The sequence below is a fragment of the Pseudaminobacter salicylatoxidans genome (assembly GCF_003148475.1).
Taxonomy (GTDB): Bacteria; Pseudomonadota; Alphaproteobacteria; order Rhizobiales; family Rhizobiaceae; genus Pseudaminobacter; species Pseudaminobacter salicylatoxidans.
In genome coordinates this window covers 53,032-70,539 of sequence record NZ_QGGG01000011.1, presented here as the reverse complement: position 1 = coordinate 70,539, position 17,508 = coordinate 53,032, and the positions used below count along the sequence as shown (strand labels likewise).

Annotated in this window: 19 protein-coding genes; 3 read left to right on the top strand and 16 right to left on the bottom strand. The window is 63.2% G+C overall.

The annotated features are described in order from the left end of the window. Positions 1–37 precede the first annotated feature (37 nt). Positions 38–553 carry a 3-hydroxyacyl-[acyl-carrier-protein] dehydratase FabA gene (fabA, locus tag C7441_RS15665; RefSeq protein WP_019172611.1) on the bottom strand — a complete coding sequence of 172 codons (516 nt, stop codon included), beginning with the start codon at positions 551–553 and terminating at the stop codon, positions 38–40. 233 nt (positions 554–786) lie between these two features. On the opposite strand from fabA, the gene irrA reads away from it, so the two are divergent. Further along, entirely contained in the window at positions 787–1,203 is a 417-nt protein-coding gene (gene irrA, locus C7441_RS15660; RefSeq protein ID WP_019172612.1) for an iron response transcriptional regulator IrrA, read from the top strand. A gap of 94 nt (positions 1,204–1,297) precedes the next feature. Here the strand turns inward: irrA and C7441_RS15655 are convergent, their stop codons facing one another. Beyond that, positions 1,298–1,861: an SH3 domain-containing protein gene (locus tag C7441_RS15655; protein ID WP_019172613.1), complete on the bottom strand. Its 564-nt coding sequence runs from the start codon at positions 1,859–1,861 to the stop codon at positions 1,298–1,300. Positions 1,862–2,020: 159 nt separating this feature from the next. Here C7441_RS15655 and C7441_RS15650 point away from each other — a divergent pair, with 159 nt between their 5' ends. After that, positions 2,021–3,022, top strand: a complete 1,002-nt coding sequence (locus tag C7441_RS15650) for a 2-hydroxyacid dehydrogenase (RefSeq protein WP_109613691.1) — start codon at positions 2,021–2,023, stop codon at positions 3,020–3,022. 114 nt (positions 3,023–3,136) lie between these two features. Then, on the top strand, positions 3,137–4,126 hold the full coding sequence (locus C7441_RS15645; RefSeq protein ID WP_244916171.1) for an MBL fold metallo-hydrolase: 990 nt from the start codon (positions 3,137–3,139) through the stop codon (positions 4,124–4,126). 20 nt (positions 4,127–4,146) lie between these two features. Here C7441_RS15645 and C7441_RS15640 read toward each other — a convergent pair whose 3' ends face one another. The 14 genes from C7441_RS15640 to C7441_RS15570 form a co-directional block, all read right to left on the bottom strand. Beyond that, positions 4,147–4,569: an aconitase X swivel domain-containing protein gene (locus C7441_RS15640; protein ID WP_109613690.1), complete on the bottom strand. Its 423-nt coding sequence runs from the start codon at positions 4,567–4,569 to the stop codon at positions 4,147–4,149. Next, on the bottom strand, positions 4,566–5,807 hold the full coding sequence (locus C7441_RS15635) for an aconitase X (RefSeq protein WP_109613689.1): 1,242 nt from the start codon (positions 5,805–5,807) through the stop codon (positions 4,566–4,568). The genes C7441_RS15640 and C7441_RS15635 overlap by 4 nt, the downstream gene beginning before the upstream one ends. After that, positions 5,804–6,295 carry a GNAT family N-acetyltransferase gene (locus C7441_RS15630; protein WP_109613688.1) on the bottom strand — a complete coding sequence of 164 codons (492 nt, stop codon included), beginning with the start codon at positions 6,293–6,295 and terminating at the stop codon, positions 5,804–5,806. Before C7441_RS15630 ends, C7441_RS15635 begins: the two co-directional genes overlap by 4 nt. Then, entirely contained in the window at positions 6,292–7,062 is a 771-nt protein-coding gene (locus tag C7441_RS15625) for a molybdopterin-synthase adenylyltransferase MoeB (RefSeq protein ID WP_109613687.1), read from the bottom strand. Before C7441_RS15625 ends, C7441_RS15630 begins: the two co-directional genes overlap by 4 nt. Before the next feature lie 31 nt (positions 7,063–7,093). Next, on the bottom strand, positions 7,094–8,230 hold the full coding sequence (gene recF, locus C7441_RS15620; protein ID WP_109613686.1) for a DNA replication/repair protein RecF: 1,137 nt from the start codon (positions 8,228–8,230) through the stop codon (positions 7,094–7,096). Positions 8,231–8,276: 46 nt separating this feature from the next. After that, entirely contained in the window at positions 8,277–9,395 is a 1,119-nt protein-coding gene (dnaN, locus tag C7441_RS15615; RefSeq protein ID WP_109613685.1) for a DNA polymerase III subunit beta, read from the bottom strand. A 209-nt stretch (positions 9,396–9,604) separates the two neighbouring features. Continuing rightward, positions 9,605–11,152: a chromosomal replication initiator protein DnaA gene (dnaA, locus tag C7441_RS15610; RefSeq protein WP_109613684.1), complete on the bottom strand. Its 1,548-nt coding sequence runs from the start codon at positions 11,150–11,152 to the stop codon at positions 9,605–9,607. An 822-nt stretch (positions 11,153–11,974) separates the two neighbouring features. Further along, positions 11,975–12,241: a 30S ribosomal protein S20 gene (rpsT, locus tag C7441_RS15600; protein WP_019172624.1), complete on the bottom strand. Its 267-nt coding sequence runs from the start codon at positions 12,239–12,241 to the stop codon at positions 11,975–11,977. A gap of 167 nt (positions 12,242–12,408) precedes the next feature. After that, positions 12,409–13,182 (bottom strand): enoyl-CoA hydratase, encoded by a 774-nt coding sequence (locus C7441_RS15595; protein WP_109613682.1) that lies wholly within the window; start codon positions 13,180–13,182, stop codon positions 12,409–12,411. Between the two features lie 52 nt (positions 13,183–13,234). Continuing rightward, the gene (gene mutM, locus C7441_RS15590) at positions 13,235–14,125 is read right to left on the bottom strand and encodes a bifunctional DNA-formamidopyrimidine glycosylase/DNA-(apurinic or apyrimidinic site) lyase (protein WP_109613681.1); all 891 of its coding nucleotides are present in this window, start codon (positions 14,123–14,125) and stop codon (positions 13,235–13,237) included. Beyond that, a complete protein-coding gene (locus tag C7441_RS15585) occupies positions 14,118–15,356 on the bottom strand; it encodes a phosphopentomutase (protein WP_109613680.1) in 1,239 nt (412 codons plus the stop codon). Before C7441_RS15585 ends, mutM begins: the two co-directional genes overlap by 8 nt. 106 nt (positions 15,357–15,462) lie before the next feature. Then, positions 15,463–16,074 carry a TadE/TadG family type IV pilus assembly protein gene (locus tag C7441_RS15580; RefSeq protein WP_342353279.1) on the bottom strand — a complete coding sequence of 204 codons (612 nt, stop codon included), beginning with the start codon at positions 16,072–16,074 and terminating at the stop codon, positions 15,463–15,465. A gap of 22 nt (positions 16,075–16,096) precedes the next feature. After that, positions 16,097–16,648: a TadE/TadG family type IV pilus assembly protein gene (locus C7441_RS15575; protein ID WP_109613678.1), complete on the bottom strand. Its 552-nt coding sequence runs from the start codon at positions 16,646–16,648 to the stop codon at positions 16,097–16,099. Between the two features lie 177 nt (positions 16,649–16,825). Continuing rightward, on the bottom strand, positions 16,826–17,254 hold the full coding sequence (locus tag C7441_RS15570; RefSeq protein ID WP_019172630.1) for a pilus assembly protein N-terminal domain-containing protein: 429 nt from the start codon (positions 17,252–17,254) through the stop codon (positions 16,826–16,828). Positions 17,255–17,508: the final 254 nt, after the last annotated feature.

Below are 17,508 nucleotides of genomic sequence, written 5' to 3'. Positions count from 1 at the left end.
GAATGCTCCTTGATGGCCCGCCGTGCTCCCTGCGGGATCAGGCGGCCGCTTCCTTGAACAGGCCGACGCGCAGGTCGGTGGCCTTATAGATGGTTTCGCCGTCGGCCTTCAGCCAGCCGTCGCCGATACCGAGCACCAGGCGTCCACGCATCACGCGCTTGAAATCGACGCCGTACTCGACCTTCTTGTTGGCGGGAGTGACCATGCCGGTGAACTTCACCTCGCCGGTGGAAAGCGCGCGGCCCTTGCCGGGCTCGCCGAGCCATCCGAGGAAGAAGCCCGAAAGCTGCCACAGCGCATCGAGGCCGAGACAGCCGGGCATGACCGGATCGTTGATGAAATGGCAGGGGAAGAACCAGAGATCGCGGGTGATGTCGAGTTCGGCGCGCACGAAACCCTTGTCGAACTCGCCGCCGCTTTCGCTGATTTCGGTGATCCGGTTGAACATCAGCATCGGCGGATAAGGAAGCTGGGCATTGCCCGGGCCGAACAGTTCGCCGCGGGCGCAGGCAAGCAGCTCCTCATACTCGTAGCTGGATTTCGAAACCGCCATGAATTCTTTTCCCTGTCTGGCCTTCGCGCGCCAATCGCGCAGCCACGTTCAGTAACACAGTCTGTTTCCGCACGGAAACCGACGTTTGCGATTAACCTGCCGGTTTGCCTGGGTCAATTGCGCCTATTGATCGCATGCTCCTGACAGAATATATGTCAGTGGATATAAAGGTTTTCGGCATATATTGCATCGTTGCAAGACCTTCTCGAGGAAGAAACGGATACCGCAGTCTGATGGATGTGAACGGGGCGATCGAAAAGCGTGTGCGTGAAGCGGGCCTGCGCCCGACGCGTCAACGCATCGCGTTGGCCAGCCTGCTGTTCGCCAAGGGCGACCGGCATCTCTCCGCTGAGGAATTGCATGAAGAGGCTGTGGCCGCCGGTGTGCCGGTTTCGCTGGCAACGGTCTACAATTCGCTGCATCAGTTCACCGAGGCGGGGCTGCTCCGCATTCTCGCGGTTGAAGGGTCGAAGACCTATTTCGATACGAATACGTCCGACCACCATCACTTCTTCATCGAAGGCGAGAACAAGGTGTTCGACATCGATCCCGGCGCGGTCAAGGTGCTCAACCTGCCCGAACCCCCGGAAGGTCTCGAAATCGCCAATGTCGATATCGTGGTGAGGCTGCGCCCCAAGCGCGTGCGCTGAAAAGCGGTTGCGGCCGGTCGCGCCGGCCGATCCCATTTATCAGGTTTGAACTGACTGGCTCGAACGGTCCGCAAGCCGTTACCGCGGCTGAAGATCAGTCCTTGACCTGCTCGCCCGGATAGGCGCCCCACACCATCGTCTGCCTGATCCAGCCGGTCACGCCGTCGAAGGTCATTTCGCACCAGTCGCCGTTGCAGGACTTGATCCTGCCGATCACGCCGGGATCGAGGATGGCCACGGTACGCGCTTCGGCTTCGGGCTTGGCAAGCAGGTTGATCTTGGCGTCCTTGCCGCGTTGCCAGGGGGCTGCGATTGCCGTGCGCTTGCCCGAAAGCAGTGTCTGGTTGACCCAGCCTTCCGCGCCTTCGGCATCGCGCACGCGCCGCCAGTTGTCATATTCCTGGATGATTTCCATCGGCAGGCCGGACTTCAGATAGAGCCAGTCGACGGGATAGTTCAGTCCCGGACCGATGCGGGAATTGACCTTCGCCGATTTGAGGCTGACGAAACGCGGCAGCGGCAGGCCGCTCGGGCCCAGCGTCGCCTGCTGGACGGCGGCAGCCTCGCTGACCGTGATCGAGGCGCTCGTCGAAATGAATGCAAGGCCAGCCACGATGGCGGCCGCGGCACGAAGCGACACGAAACCAGACACCTTCATTCCTCTGTATGCAACGCGCTGCCGTGGGGGACGGTGCGCACCCTTTTTCTTTGTCTTCGGCACCACCGCTTGTTACACAGGCAGTCGCGCCAAGGCTGGTTTGCAGTTTCGCTCGTCTTGGTTAAAGAGGTCTCAACGGGATCTGGATTTGAGGAAGCAATGTCCGGCAAAAAGAAGCCCCTCGTGGTGATTACGCGCAAGCTCCCGGATCAGGTCGAGACCCGTATGCGCGAGCTTTTCGATGCGCGGCTGAACCTCGAGGACCGGCCGATGAGCCAGCCGGAACTGGTGGCGGCGGTAAAGGAAGCGGACGTGCTGGTGCCGACCGTGACCGACCGTATCGACGCGGCCCTGATCGAGCAGGCCGGAGAAAACCTGAAGCTGATCGCCAATTTCGGCAATGGCGTCGACAAGATCGACGTGTCGGCGGCCGCCAAGCGGGGGATCACCGTCACCAACACGCCCAACGTGCTGACCGAGGATACCGCCGACATGACCATGGCGCTGCTGCTGGCGGTGCCGCGCCGGCTGACCGAGGGCGCAAGCCTCCTGGAAAGCGGCGGCAAATGGGCGGGCTGGGCGCCGACCTGGATGCTTGGCCGGCGAATCTGGGGCAAGCGTCTGGGCATTGTCGGCATGGGCCGGATCGGCACGGCGGTTGCCCGTCGCGCCAAGGCCTTCGGCCTCTCCATCCACTACCACAACCGCAATCGCGTCCTGCGCGAGGTCGAGGATGAGCTGGAGGCGACCTATTGGGAAAGCCTCGACCAGATGCTGGCCCGCATGGACATCATCTCGGTCAACTGCCCGTCCACGCCGGCCACCTTCCACCTGCTTTCCGCGCGCCGGCTGGCGCTGATGCAGCCGCAAGCCTATCTGGTCAACACCGCGCGCGGTGACATCATCGACGAGGATGCGCTGGTCAAGCTGCTGCAGGAGGGCAAGATCGCCGGTGCCGGACTCGACGTGTTCGAGAACGAGCCCGTGGTCAATCCCAAGCTGGTCAAACTCGCCTCCAAGGGCAAGGTGGTCATCCTGCCGCATATGGGATCGGCCACCATGGAAGGCCGCATCGACATGGGCGAGAAGGTCATTATCAACATCCGCACCTTCATCGACGGGCATCGTCCGCCGGACCGCGTGCTGCCGCTGCGTCTCTGAGCCCGAGCCGGGGCACCGGCACGAAACTGCTCCCCGACATTTCCATGTCATTTACGCAGCCTGGCCTGTGGTTCTACGCTGCCCGCATTGTCGAGCGAAGGATGGGGGAACAGGATGAAAAAGCTTCTTGGTGGTCTGGTGCTGACCGCGCTGCTGTGGCCGGCATGTGCCGTGGCGGGCGAAGGTTTCGAGGTCGTGGCGCTCGGCGCGCGCGGTGGCATCCAGGACGGCAATCTCAGCGCTTACCTGATCCGCCCGGCCGGAGACGAGCGCGCGGTGACGTGCGACGCGGGCGCACTGGTGAACGGCCTCAAGGCTGCCGACGAGAAGGGCGTTTTCGATGACATCAAGGTGCCCGAGGGAGCTGCCAATGGACGTATCGGCCATGTGCTGACCGAAGGCATCAAGGGCTACCTGATCAGCCATGCGCATATGGACCATATCGCCGGGCTGATCGCTGCCTCGCCGGACGACAGCAAGAAGCCGATCTACGGGCTGCCCTCGGTCAATGAGCGCATCGAACGTAACTATTTCAATTGGGAGGCCTGGCCGAATTTCGGCGACAGGGGCAAGGCGCCTCAACTCAAGAAATACGAATACCGCGATCTGCAGGCCGGGCAAAAGGTGCCACTGACCGATACGGCCATGGAGGTTACTGCGTTTCCATTGAGCCATGGTGGCGTGGAATCGACCGCCTTCCTCATTGAAAGCGGCGATGACGCGCTGCTGTGTTTCGGCGACACCGGGCCGGACGCGGTGGAAAAGACCACGCGCATCGCAGACGTCTGGGCGGCTGTTGGGGAGAAGGTCAAGGCGGGACACCTCAAGGGCATCATCATCGAGACCTCCTACACGAACGCGCAACCCGACGAGATGCTGTTCGGCCATCTGACGCCGAATTGGCTGACGAAATCGCTGCACGACCTTGCGGCCAGGACGGGTAACGAGGCGCTCGACGGTCTGCCGGTCATCGTCAGCCACATCAAATATTCGCTGAAGAAGGGCGAGCAGCCGCAGGTGCAGATATTGCGCGAGCTGGAGGAGGCCAACGATCTCAAGGTAAAGTTCATCGTGCCCGAGCAGGGCGACCACTGGCGTCTGTGACCCACATCTCCGGTGGCGGTTTAGGCGGCCGCCACCGCTCTGATCATTCCCCCTGCGGTGACTTCCACGCGATGACCGTCGAAAGCGGAAAAATGTTGGCGGTCGAGCTTCATCGCCACGGGCGTTTGCCAGCCCATTTCGCGCGCCACGATCAGGCCGAGCAGCAGGATCGCATCCGGTTCGTGCAACACCATCGCGGCCGGCGCATTGCTGCTGTGAACGAGCTCCATCAGCACGGCGGACGCCGAGGAAGAGCCGATCGTTCCGGGCAGGAACAGCACGCGTCCGGCAATGATCTCGCCATGCTGCGGGTGGCGCACATCGGCGATGCGTCCGCTTTTCGGATCGACGCCGCCCCAGAAGGAAATTGGCGCCGTCAGCACCAGCGCCTTGCCCGCGCCTGCCGCGCCCGGCACCAGAATTTCACCGGCGCGGGCGCTCATCGGTCGATCTCCGCGAACGACGGCCTGCCGGCGACAGCACTTTCCACGCAATCGGCAAGGGAGCCGTAGAGCACGCCATAGCCGGTGTTGCCGGGCGCATATTGCGCGAACTTGCCCGAATTGGTCATCAGCACGCCATCCCGCCTGTCAGCCAGGATCGGCGTCACCACCACGCAGGTATCCGCCACGATGGTCACGCCGCAGCTTTCCAGCGCCTTGCGACGCCCGGCCTTGTCCAGTTCGGTCAGAATGTGCCGCCCGGTGCAGGCATAGAGCGGCACCGAGAGCTTTCGACCGGCCAGCAATCGCTCCAGTGCGCCGAACTCGTCCAGCGACAGGTGTGGGCTGCCGATGGCGACGGCATCCAGCCGATCGACGGTCTGTGCGGTTGAAAGACGCTTGCGCGCATCGGCTGCCATTTCAGGCGTGACGTGGATGGTCGTTTCCGCCTCGATCTTGCCGAAGGTTCCGGCCTCGGGCGTTACCCCAGCGATGTGAAACAGCCCGACCGCGCCGGAGGATGCCGCCGCGGCGCCAAATGCTTTCAGCGCATCCTCGCCCGGATGCTTTTTAACACCGGTGACGATGCCGATGGCGTTGCCCACCTCGCGGCCGTAAAGGCTGCCCAGCACCGGCCACGCCGTTTCGTCAGCGAGGAAGGCGGCCGGCAGGCCCGACACGTCGAATGTCAGCGTCGGCCGGCGGTTCTCGGGCCGGTGCAGGCCATAGTCGGGCGCGCGGCCGCTGATCGCGCAGGCAATGTCGAGGAAATCGCCGTAACGATTGGTGCGCGCGCCGAGCACCGAATTGCAGAAGACGACAGCGTTCGATTCGCCCCAGGCCACATCGGTGCCGAATGCGGGCCTGTGTCCCGCCTGGTAGGGCGCGCAGGTCCAGCTCTGTTCGCAGCCGAGCTTGCGATAGGCCTCCATCATGCGGCGCGCCATGCTGCGTGCCGGCTCTTCCAGCCGCACGCGCGCGCAGCCGGTCAGATCGAGCGCGCCGACATTCAGCGTGGCGCGCACCGCCACGCGGGCGCCGCCTGCCACCAGCCTTTCTGCAAACAGCGTACCCGAATCGCCGTGATAGAGCGCGCCGTCGATATGCGCCGAGGCGATCGGGATCAGGCCCGGCGCGCCGAGCAGGCGAGCGCTGTCGGCCACGATGCGCATGGCCATGGCCCTGCTGTCGCTGCCAGCCGCGACAGCGCGTTCCCCGGCCGAGAGTTCGAGGCTCACGCAAGCACCTTGCGCATGGTGACGGCGGTGGGTCGATCAAAGCCCGGATGGGCGGTCCGCGCCGTCTCCACAAAGCCCAGACGACCAAAGGCCCGCTGGTTGCCTGTCAGTTCTATGCGAGTCTGCAATTCGAGAATGGACCTGCCGCTTTCGCGCGCGAAGCGCTCCACTGCCGCCAGCAGACCCTTGCCGATTCCGGCTCCTTGCGCGGTTGGCGCGACCGCAAGCTTGCCGACATAGAAATAATCCGCCTTCTCCGCGACAAAGACGCAGCCCAGCAACTCTTTGCCGGCGGTAGCCAGAAAGACCGTTTCCGCGCGCGTCCTTTCAGCCAGATTCTCCGATGTTAGCGTGAGCGCGGAGGAGGGCGGGTCGATGACGCCGTTCATATAGGCGAAGGCGTTGAGGATCAGCGCGAGCAGTTCGTCCCAGCGGTCGAAGCCCGTGGGCAGCCGCTCGATGGAAACGGCTTTGTTGGCCGCCGTCATGTCCGCCTCTTGTAGCGCATCGTGTCGAATCGGGCAGCAAGCGCGTCATAGAGCAGGATGCGGCCCACCAGCGGCTCGCCGATGCCGGTAATCAGCTTGATCGCCTCCATCGCTTGCAGCGTGCCGATGACCCCCGTCAGCGCGCCGACGATGCCGGCTTCCGCGCAGGAGGGCACGAGCCCCGCCGGTGGCGGCTCGGGAAACAGATCGCGATAGCTCGGGTTCGGGGTGCCGTCCGCGCCGGTCTCGAACGGCTTCAGCACGGTGATCGATCCGTCGAAACGGCCGACCGCGGCATGCACAAGCGGCCGCCCGGCGGCCGCGCAGGCGTCCGCCACGGCGTAGCGGGTCGCGAAATTGTCGGAGCCATCTACCACGAGGTCGTATTGCGCCACCAGTGCTTCGGCATTTTCGGCGGTAAGCCGCCATCCATGCGGTTCGATCCGCGTGTGGGGATTGATCCGCAACAGCGCTGCCTTGGCGCTTTCGAGCTTGGAGAGGCCGACCGAGGGGGTGTCGTGGATGACCTGCCGCTGCAGGTTGGAAAGCGAAACGGTGTCGTCATCGATAATGCCGAGCGTGCCGACGCCTGCGGCGGCAAGATATTGCAGCACCGGCGCACCGAGCCCGCCCGCGCCGATCACCAGCACGCGCGCGCGTTTCAGTTTCTGCTGGCCGGCGCCGCCGATTTCCGGCAGCACGATATGGCGCGCATAGCGTTCGAGTTCGTCGGGCGAGAGAGGGGAGGCGGGCTGACTGATATTCATGATGCAATCATATCGGCCCGGCTTGTGCTTGTCAGTGGTCTTCGGTAGGGCGCACCGAGCCATGATCTACGGTGAGGAACTGAGCCTTCCCACGCAAGCTGGAAAACAGCGCCGGCTCGGTTCCGGTCATGAAGGCCTGGCAGCCGAGTTCCTCAAGAATTGCGAAAAGGGCTGCACGCCGCCCGGCATCGAGATGGGCAGCGATCTCGTCCAGCAGCAGGATCGGCACGGTGCCCGACATCTCGCCGCAAAGCCGCGCATGCGAGACGATGATGCCGACCAGAAGCGCCTTCTGCTCGCCGGTGGAGCAGAGTTCCGCCGGCATGGCTTTCGGTCTGTGGGTCACGATCAGGTCGCTGCGGTGCGGGCCTTCCAGCGTGCGGCCGGCGGCGCGGTCGCGGTCGCGGCCTTCCGCCAGCGCGCGGCGAAACCTTTCCTCGATTTCGACCGCCGGTTCCTGGCCGATCCGGTTTTCCAGCGTACCGGAAAGGGAAATATCGGCCTGGGGAAAGGGGCTGGAAGCCGGCAGTTTCTCAATCATGGCGGCGAGCAGCCGCACCATTTCGGCGCGCGCGGCAGCGATTGCCACGCCGGTCTCGGCCATCTGTGTTTCGATTGCCTCGAACCATTGGCGGTCGTAGCGGTCTTCGCCGAGCAGCCGGTTGCGGCCGCGCATGGCCTTTTCATAGTCCAGGGCGCGCTGGCCGTGGCTGGGGTCGATCGCCAGCACCAGACGGTCGAGGAAGCGGCGGCGGTCGCCGGCCGGGCCAGTGAACAGCGCATCCATAGCTGGCGTCAGCCACAGCACGCGCAGCCATTCCAGCATGTCGTCGGCGGATTTGGCGTTGGCTCCGTTGATGCGCACGCGCCTTCCGGCTTCGCCTTCGATGCCGGAGGTGCCGGTGCCGATTTCGGCATCGCCGAACTCGCCTCCGATCACCGCATGGATGCTGAAGCTGCCGCCACTGCCTTCGCGGGCGACGTCGGCATAGGGCGCGCGGCGCAGGCCCCGCCCTGGCGTCAGGAAGGATATGGCTTCAAGCAGATTGGTCTTGCCTGCGCCATTGTCGCCGGTGAAGACGACGGTGCCGGGCCTCAACTCAAGCGACAGCGCCGCATAGTTGCGGAAATTCGTCAGCGTAAGCCTGTTGATATGGGTCGACGCCACGTCTTCCTACCGTTCATCGACCGGATTGAAGTGCCGTCTGCGCAGCCTAAACACGCATCGGCATGAGCACGTAGAGCGCATGCTCGTCGGCGGTGTCGTGGATCAGTGTTGGCGAACCGGCGTCCGCCAGCATGAACTTGGCCTCGCTACCGGAAAGCTGTGCGGCGACATCGAGCAGATATTTGGCGTTGAAGCCGATTTCCATCGGATCGGCCGAATAATCCGCCGCGATCTCTTCGATGGCACTGCCCGAATCCGGGTTGTTGACGGCAAGCGTCACCTGGCCGTCGGCGATCGACAGCTTCACCGCGCGGCCGCGCTCGGAGGAGATGGTCGACACGCGATCGACGGCGCGCGCAAAACTCTCGCGGTCGATGATGAGCTGTTTGTCGTTGCCGGTCGGGATGACCCGTTGGTAGTCGGGGAAGGTGCCGTCGATCAGCTTGGATGTCAGCACCACGCTGCCGATGGTGAAGCGGATCTTGGTGTCGGAAAGCTCGGTGGTGACGGCCACGTCCGGGTCGTCCACCAGCTTCTGCAATTCGCTCACCGTCTTGCGCGGAATGATGATGCCCGGCATGCCTTCGGAGCCGGCCGGCGCGTCCATTTCGGCGCGGGCGAGGCGGTGGCCGTCGGTGGCCACCGAGCGCAGCTTCAGCTTGCCGCCGACTTCCAGCGTGTGCAGGAAGATGCCGTTGAGATAATAGCGTGTCTCCTCGGTGGAGATCGCGAACTGGGTCTTTTCGATCAGCGTCTTCAGCGACGCCGATTCCAGCCGGAAGATGTGGGAGAAGGAGCCCGCCGAAAGCTCCGGGAAATCCGACTGCGGCAGGCACTGCAGGCGGAAGCTGGAGCGGCCGGAAATAACCGACATGGCGTTGCCGTCCTCGTCGGTCTTCAGCATCACTTCCGCGCCTTCCGGCAGCTTGCGCACGATGTCGTAGAGCAGATGCGCCGGGACGGTGGTCGCGCCACCCTGCTCGACGGTGGCGGCGGTCGCCTCCGTCACCTCGAGGTCGAGATCGGTGGCTTTCATCTCCAGGCTTGCGCCGTCGGCATGCAAAAGCACGTTGGACAGGATCGGTATCGTGTTGCGCCGCTCCACCACGCGGTGGACGTGGTTCAGGGACTTCAGAAGGTTCGACCGTTCCAGGATAACACGCATGACGAGACAAGCTCACTTGAATGAAGAAGCGGGGTTCCGGGACCGGTTCCCCGCGTGGCGTCCAACAAGGTTGGATTTATAGGGCAAACTGACAGAAAAAGGGAACAAAAGGCAAGCCCGCGGTGCCGTTGAAAGGCAGTTCCGCGGGCTGCTTTGGGGATAACCGGTCACGATCTGCTGTCGCGCGCCCGTTATCGCGTCCTGGTCGGTCAGGCCTGGTCGGTGATCAGGCGGCGCAGCAGTTCGAGTTCCTGCGCCAGCGTGTTGTCGCCGCCGGAAAGATCCTCGATCTTGCGCACGGCGTGCAGCACCGTGGTGTGGTCACGCCCGCCGAAACGCCGGCCGATCTCGGGCAGCGAGCGCGGCGTCATCACCTTGGCCAGATACATGGCGATCTGACGCGGCTTGACGATCGTGCGGGTGCGCCGGTTGGAGAGCAGCTCCGTCTTCGACACATTGTAGTGGCGCGCCACGATGCGCTGGATGTCCTCGATGCGCACGCGCTTGGGCTCGCCCGAGCGGTAGATATGGCCGAGGATTTCGTCGATGCGCTCGATATTGAGCTGCGGCTCGAACGACTGGCGGAACAGGAGCTGGTTGAAGGCGCCTTCCAGTTCGCGGCCGCTGCCGGTCACCGTGCGCGCGACGTGGGACAGGATTTCCTCGTCGATATGCAGGTTCGGGTCTTCGGTCTTCGCCGCCGCCAGACGCATCTGGAGCATGTTGAGCCGCATGCCGTAGTCGGGCGACTGGATTTCCAGTGCAACGCCGCCATGCAGGCGCGAGCGCACGCGCGGCTCCAGCGATTCCAGCTCCGCGGGCGGGCGGTCTGCCGCGACCACCACCTGCTTGGCGCTGTCGAGCAGCATGTTGATGAGATGGCAGAACTCATGCTGGATCGACTTGCCCTGCAGGAACTGCATGTCGTCGATGATCAGAAGGTCGATGTCGCGAAGCTGTTCCTTCAGCGTCAGCGCGTTGTTGTCGCGGATGGCGGTCGCGAAGCGCCACATGAAATATTCCGCGGTGAGGTAGACGACGCGTGATTGCGGGTTCTGCTTCAGCGATTCCGCGGCGATGGCCTGCAGCAGGTGCGTTTTGCCAAGGCCGACGGTGGCGTGGATGAACAGCGGGTTGAAGCGCACCGCGCTCTGCGCCGATTCCGCGATGGCGCGCGCGGCAGCGAACGCGACCCGGTTCGACGGGCCTTCGATGAAGGACTGGAACGTGTAGCGGGCATCGAGCGGCGAGCCCAGCACGCTCTGGCGGAAGTCGGTGGCAGCACCCTGCGGGGCAGGGGTGGCGCGCTCGGCGCTGGCATTGCTGCCGGCCGTGGTGCCGGTGGAAAGCGTGGTGTGCGCATGACGGGTGGTCTTGCGGCGCTGCTGGCCCTTGTCGCTGTCTTCGACGACCGGCACGAGCCTTGTGGCCGTGCGCACGACGATGTCGATCTTCAGGACCTCCGGGTCCTCCTGCTTCCACAACTCGGAAATGAGGTCGAGATAGTGGCTGTTGATCCAAGAGCGCAGGAATGCGGTCGGAACCGACATCCTCACCAGCCCCTTGGACGTCTCCGCCAGCTTCATGCGGCCGAACCAGCTTGAGTAAACTTCGCTGCCGAGGCGGGCCTTGAGCTGGGCCTTCACTCGGTCAAAAGCCTTCTCAGCTTCGCTCGAAGCCGTCATGTCGTTCCCCTCGATCGGATTCACTGGAAAAGGAAAGTTGGATTTGGCTTCCCTGTCGATGCCACTATGCATAGTCGCAATCCTCGTCTTTTTGTACCTGCACCGGATCGCCACTGGGCGCACAATCAGCACCCGCCTCGCAGGCGATCCTTCTACTCTCAAACACCGCTGTCGCCGCACGACAGCGGACACCAAATAATCCTCCAGTCCGCGCCGACCGGCGCGCGCCTGCCAAGAACACGACAGGCTACTCCTCCAGCGTTTCTCGCCAGAGCCTTGTCTCCTTACGCTTTCGTTTTACCCCACTCGCAAGCCTGTTCGACGTGACAATGTCCTGCTGGCACGCGAAGTGACTTCGCGTCCAAAAATCCTTATGATTTCCTGCTAGGTTGTCAGGCCGTCGGCCCGTCCCTCGATGAAAAGGACACTACAAAAAACGCTGTGGACAGGGCAAGGCCGCACCTAACCCTTTTTTAATGAATCCGGCCGCTCCAAGCCTTGACTCTGCCCTTTGCGCGCGAGGCAGAATCGACAAAATCGTTTCGATTCAATCCCTTTGATCACAGCTTCGAAATCGCGGGCGCCGAAGGAAATAAAATTAAAAAATGTCCTTGACATATGACCCCTGTCGAGCCGCGACCGTCGGCTGGAACAAGCTGTGGATAAAGTTCTGTAACCACATGAAATATATGGATAATCTGAGGTGGTGGGCTGTGCGCGGCGCTGCGCGCAAAGATTGCGGGGCAGAGGAATCGCGCCTATGCCGGCAAACGATGTTCTTTTAATACTTTAGTATATAAGAATGTTCTGCTCGTGAACTTCTTCGGCAAACGAAAAAAAGCCCGGCGCAAACGCCGGGCTTTTCGTAAGTCAAATAATTAAAATATAACGCTATCAGGCCGACAGGGCCTTCAGACGCTGGGCAAGGCGCGAAACCTTGCGCGATGCGGTGTTCTTGTGCAGCACGCCCTTGGTTGCGGCGCGCATCAGTTCGGGCTGGGCGGCCTGGAAGGCGGCCTGTGCGGCAGCCTGGTCGCCGGCGGCCAGCGCCTCTTCAACCTTGCGGACATAGGTGCGCATGCGCGAGCGACGGTTCTTGTTGATCGCAGTGCGGCGGGCGATCTTGCGCGTTGCTTTTTTGGCCGAAGCTGTATTGGCCATGATGCCTCTCTTTGCGTTTCAGTGATGGCGCCCGGTCGGTATGCTGCTGAGCGCAAAAACAAATGGGCAGCCAGAGGCCGCCTCGGTTGGTGCGGCTTATAGTTCAGCTTTTTGCGTCCGTCAACGGCGATTCCGGCCAATCTGCGGAAGTCTTGCCGAACCCGCCGTCAGCGGTTTCTGAAATTGGCGGTGCGCTTCTGCGAGAACGCGGCCATGCCTTCCTTCTGGTCCTCCAGCGCGAAGGTCGAGTGGAACAGGCGTCGCTCGAAGCGCAGCCCCTCGGCAAGCGTGGTTTCGTAGGAGCGGTCGACGGCTTCCTTGACCATCATGACGGCCGGCAGCGAGAAATCGGCGATCTTGGCCGCGGATTTGAGCGCTTCTTCGACCAGTTCCGTTGCCGGCACCACACGGGAGACCAGGCCGCTGCGTTCCGCCTCGGCGGCATCCATCATGCGTCCCGTCAGGCACATGTCCATGGCCTTGGACTTGCCCACGAAACGCGTCAGCCGCTGCGAGCCGCCCATGCCGGGCATGACGCCGAGCGTGATCTCCGGCTGGCCGAACCTGGCGGTATCGGCGGCGATGATGAAATCGCACATCATGGCAAGTTCGCAGCCGCCGCCCAATGCATAGCCGGCCACCGCCGCGATGATCGGCTTGCGGGTGCGCGCAAAAGTCTCCCAGCCCGAAAAGAAGTCTTCCAGATACATGTCGACATAGGTTTTCGACTGCATCTCCTTGATATCGGCGCCGGCAGCGAAAGCCTTGTCAGAACCGGTCAGCACCATGGCGCCGATCTGCGGATTGGCGTCGAAGGCCTGGGTCGCGGCCAGAAGTTCGGCCAGCACCTGCGAATTCAGCGCATTGAGTGCCTTCGGTCGATTGAGCGTGATGAGCCCCACCTTGCCGCGGGTTTCGACGAGGATTGTTTCATAAGCCATCGGACGAGATCTCCTTCCCGGAATTGGGTCATCGGTATTGCCTACGCGATAGCTAATGCTGACAGACAGGGCAATAGAAGGTGGAGCGGCCGCTCTGCGCGATGCGCTTGATGTGGCCGGTGCAGCCGGGTGTGCGGCAGGGCGCGCCCTCGCGGTCGTAGACAGAGAAGGAATGCTGAAAATAGCCGAGCGACCCGTCTGCCTGTACATAGTCGCGCAGAGACGATCCGCCCGCTTCGATGGCGTCGGCGATGACGGAGCGTATGGCGGTCGCCAGCCTTTCGCTGGATTGTGCCGCCTTGCTGCTGCGCCGGGCGATCGTGCCGGCCGGCCGGGTCGGCAACAGCCCCGCGCGCCAGAGTGCCTCTGATACGTAGATATTGCCGAGCCCGGCGATCAGCCGCTGGTCGAGCAGCGCGGCCTTCAAGGGAGACTTGCGGTCGCGCAGCAGTTCGGCAAGCAGCTTGCCGTCGAGCGCATTGCCGGTCGGCTCCACACCGAGGCCGGACAGCATCGGATGCTCGTCGATCCCGTTTTCGGCAAAGAGCATGAAGCCGAACCGCCGCGGATCGTTGAAGATGACGCGCGCCTCCCCGCCCTGCGCCTGTTGGAGATGGAAGACGACGTGGTCATGCGCGGCCGCTTTCGGCCGCTCGTGGTGGAAGTTTCCCGGCGCGTGCGCGTCATCGTCCGCCTCGACCCGGAAGGAGCCGGACATGCCCAGATGGCAGATCAGGACCGGCGCGTCTTCTATATGAGCGGTGAGATATTTGGCGCGGCGCCCGAGCGAGACGATCCGGTGCCCCGCAAGGCGTTGCGCGAAATGTTCCGGAAAGGGAAAGCGCAGGTCGGGCCGGCGCGTCTCGACGCGCAGGATGCGCGCGCCTTCCATCACCGGCTGCAGACCGCGCCGGACGGTTTCCACTTCGGGCAGTTCAGGCATGGTCAGCTATCGTCTGGAGGAAGGATGTGCCGTGGCGGCCGGGCGCAAGGCCGAGATGTTCCGCCACCGTCTCGCCGATGTCGGCGTAGCTGTCGCGCAGGCCGGCATCGCCGCCCCGCAGGCCCGGTGCCAGCCCGAACGCGGGCACGCGCTCGCGCGTGTGGTCGCTGCCGGACCAGGAAGGATCGCAGCCATGGTCCGCGGTGAGCAGCAGGAGGTCGCCTTGCCGCAGCCGCGCCAGCGCTTCGGGCAGGCGGGCATCGAAGGCTTCAAGTGCGGCGGCATAGCCGGCAACGTCGCGGCGGTGGCCGTAAAGCGTGTCGAAATCGATGAAGTTGGCGAAGACCAGTTCGCCGTCGCAGGCGTCGTCCATCGCCTTCAGCGTTTCGTCGAACAGCGCCATGTTGCCAGCCGCCTTGCGCACTTCGCTGACGCCCTGATGGGCGAAGATGTCGCCGATCTTGCCTATGCCGATCACGCGGCTGCCGCGTGCGGTCAGCCGGTCGAGCAGGGTTGGTTCGGGCGGCGGCACGGCATAGTCGCGGCGATTGGCGGTGCGCTCGAAGTCGGCGGCCGTCTCTCCCACGAACGGCCGCGCGATCACGCGGCCGATATTGTAGGGGTCCACGAGTTTGCGGACGGTCAGGCAGAGCTCGTAAAGCCGCTCCAGCCCGAAATGGGTTTCATGCGCCGCGATCTGGAAGACGGAATCGGCCGATGTGTAGCAGATCGGCTTGCCGGTGCGGATGTGCTCCCCGCCGAGCTTTTCGATGATCTCGGTGCCGGAGGCGTGGCAATCGCCGAGAATGCCGGGCAGTTTTGCCTGCTCGATGATCGCCGCCGTCAATTCAGCGGGAAATGTCGGCACGGTGTGCGGGAAATAGCCCCAGTCGAAGGGCACCGGCACGCCAGCGATCTCCCAATGGCCTGAGGGTGTGTCCTTGCCGCTTGAAACCTCCTGTGCGGCCGCGTGGAAGGCCGAGGGCCGCAGAGGAATGTCCTTGCCGAAGGCTGATCCCGCCGCGGTTCGCGCGGCATGTCCAAGTCCCAGCGAAAGCATGTTTGGCAGGTGCAGCGGCCCCTGGCGCAGACCGTCGCGATCGGCTTTCCCGACCGCGCAGGCCTCGGCGATGTGCGCCAGCGTATTCGCGCCGGCATCGCCGAAACGCGCGGCGTCGCCGGCTCCGCCTATGCCGAAGGAATCCAGAACGAACAGGAATGCACACGCCATCGCGACCCCGGACCAGTTAGCCGATAACGCTACACAGATATGCGTCGTGGGCGGCAATGGCAATTCGCGAAAGCACCGACCATGTCGGCGCAACGCTGTCTATGGGCTAACTCGAGCAGTCGTTACAGGCGATCGTCGAAGTCATGCGCGGGCGCAGGTAGTAGGTGTCGCTCATCGAGATGTTGTCGAAGGCGCCGCCCAGCCCGAGGGTTTTCTTCTGCTCAGCCGACCAGGTGATGAGCGGCTTGTATTCGAGCGAACTGCTGACCCTGATCACGAAAGCATTGGGAATCCTGAGATCCTCCGGAATGGTGGTGATCGTATCCTTCTTGAACGGCTCGCTGAACGTGCCGTCCACCATCTGCCGCGACCAGGAGACCTGAACCGTTGGCGAGGGATCGCCGGACATCTGGATCGCCGTCACGACGACCTTTGGACTGGAACGGTCGTAGGGCTGAAGCAGGGTGTTGGCGAGTTTCATGATCTCCTCCACCTCCGTCTTCTTGATGGACGGTTTCTGGGTAATGAGGTCGGCCACCATGCTGCCGACGCGGTCGACCCTCTTGTCGGTCTCGAAGCCCATGGAAAATTCTGCGCTGAGAAAGTAGAGCGCCAGCAGGAGCGGCGCGATGAGCGCGAACTCTATCGCGCCGACGCCGCGCCGGTCCGCGAGGAACCGGGGCAGTTTCCGCCCTAGCCATGCAATCGCAGTGCCCATATTCATCCCCTCCCGCCTTGCCTCAGCCTGCGGCCAGCGGCTGGAACGGCTCGTTTTGCCAGATCGCAGTGCCGGTCTGCAGGATGTAGCCGCCCTTTATGTTGGACATCGAAGCCCGCATGAAGTCGGTGATCACCGGCCATTTGTAATAGATGCGCAGGATGTTCCGTTCTTCGGGGCCGCCCGGCTTGATGGCGAAATCACTGGTGTCGAGGTCGCGGTCGGCCGTCAGCCTGGTTCGGAGATTGGCGGCGTCGGTGAAGTTGGTGAATGTCCGCAGGTCCATTTCCAGACCGGGGCAGCCCTTCGAAACCATGATTTCCAGATTGGAGCAGACCATGGTGCGGATCTTTTCGGCGAGTTTCTGGTTGTTGGTGTCCTTGGGGTCCGGCCGAAGCTGGCCGGTGCGGAACTGACGCGCGATTTCATCGGCCGAGTTGGAAACGATCTGCCCCGCCGTCAGCGAAATGCAGCTTTCCAGAATGGCGAAGGTGAGCAGGAAGAACGGAATCGCCAGCGCCGCGAACTCGATTGCCGCAGCACCGTTGCGGTCACGCAGGAAAAGGCACAGCATGCCTGCGCGTTTCCGCCGCGTGGATTTTCCTGCTTCTGTCCCCGAAACCATGCCGGCCCCCGCCTGCCCGAACCCTGTGTGGCGGAAATAGCTAGCGCAAATCCATTGAGGCCGGGTTTGGATGGCCTCTAAAATTATATGAAGCGCATTCATCACCGGCTAACCGGCGGGCCGCGTTCAGCGGCTGATGCTCATCTCGGCTTCGGATGCCTGTTCGGCAGCGCCCTTGTAGGAGCTTTCGCAATAAGGCGTGCATGACAGCGTCTGCACATCCGCGCGCCGATAGATGCGCAAGGTGGAAGTGCTGTCGCGCGCCACCGTCACCTGCTCGTCCACGATCGGTGCGCCGTCGCGGTCGAGCGCGACCAGGTTGGTCACGCCGAACCCCTTGCCGGTGAGCACGATGGTGGTGGCGTCCTGCACGGCCGCATCCGCGATTGCCGGATTGCCGATGACGATCGTGTCCGCGGGCCGCGACAGCCGCACGATCTTGGCCTGGTTCATCACGACGTCGATGCCCGCGCCCGCCTGTGCAGGCAAGGTCAGGCCGGCGGCGATGCCGGCCGCGATTGCCGAAAGGCGAAAGGATGATTGCAACATGGCCATGCGACGCCCCGTCCCAAGGAGATTGTTGGCGGACTATGAACGGGAATGGTGAAGCGACGGTTAAACGCGGTTGCATCGCGGCTTTGCTGTCGGCGCGGTGAATAGGGGTAGTCGTTCTCCCTATATGCCTTCACGCCAAGGGAGGGTTGCTTGGAGCGGGATGCGCTGCCGTTCCTTCCAATGCATTGCTTTGCTTTATTTATTCATTAACCGACAAGTCTAGGTGGTGGTCGGAAAGAATTCGGTAAGGCTGT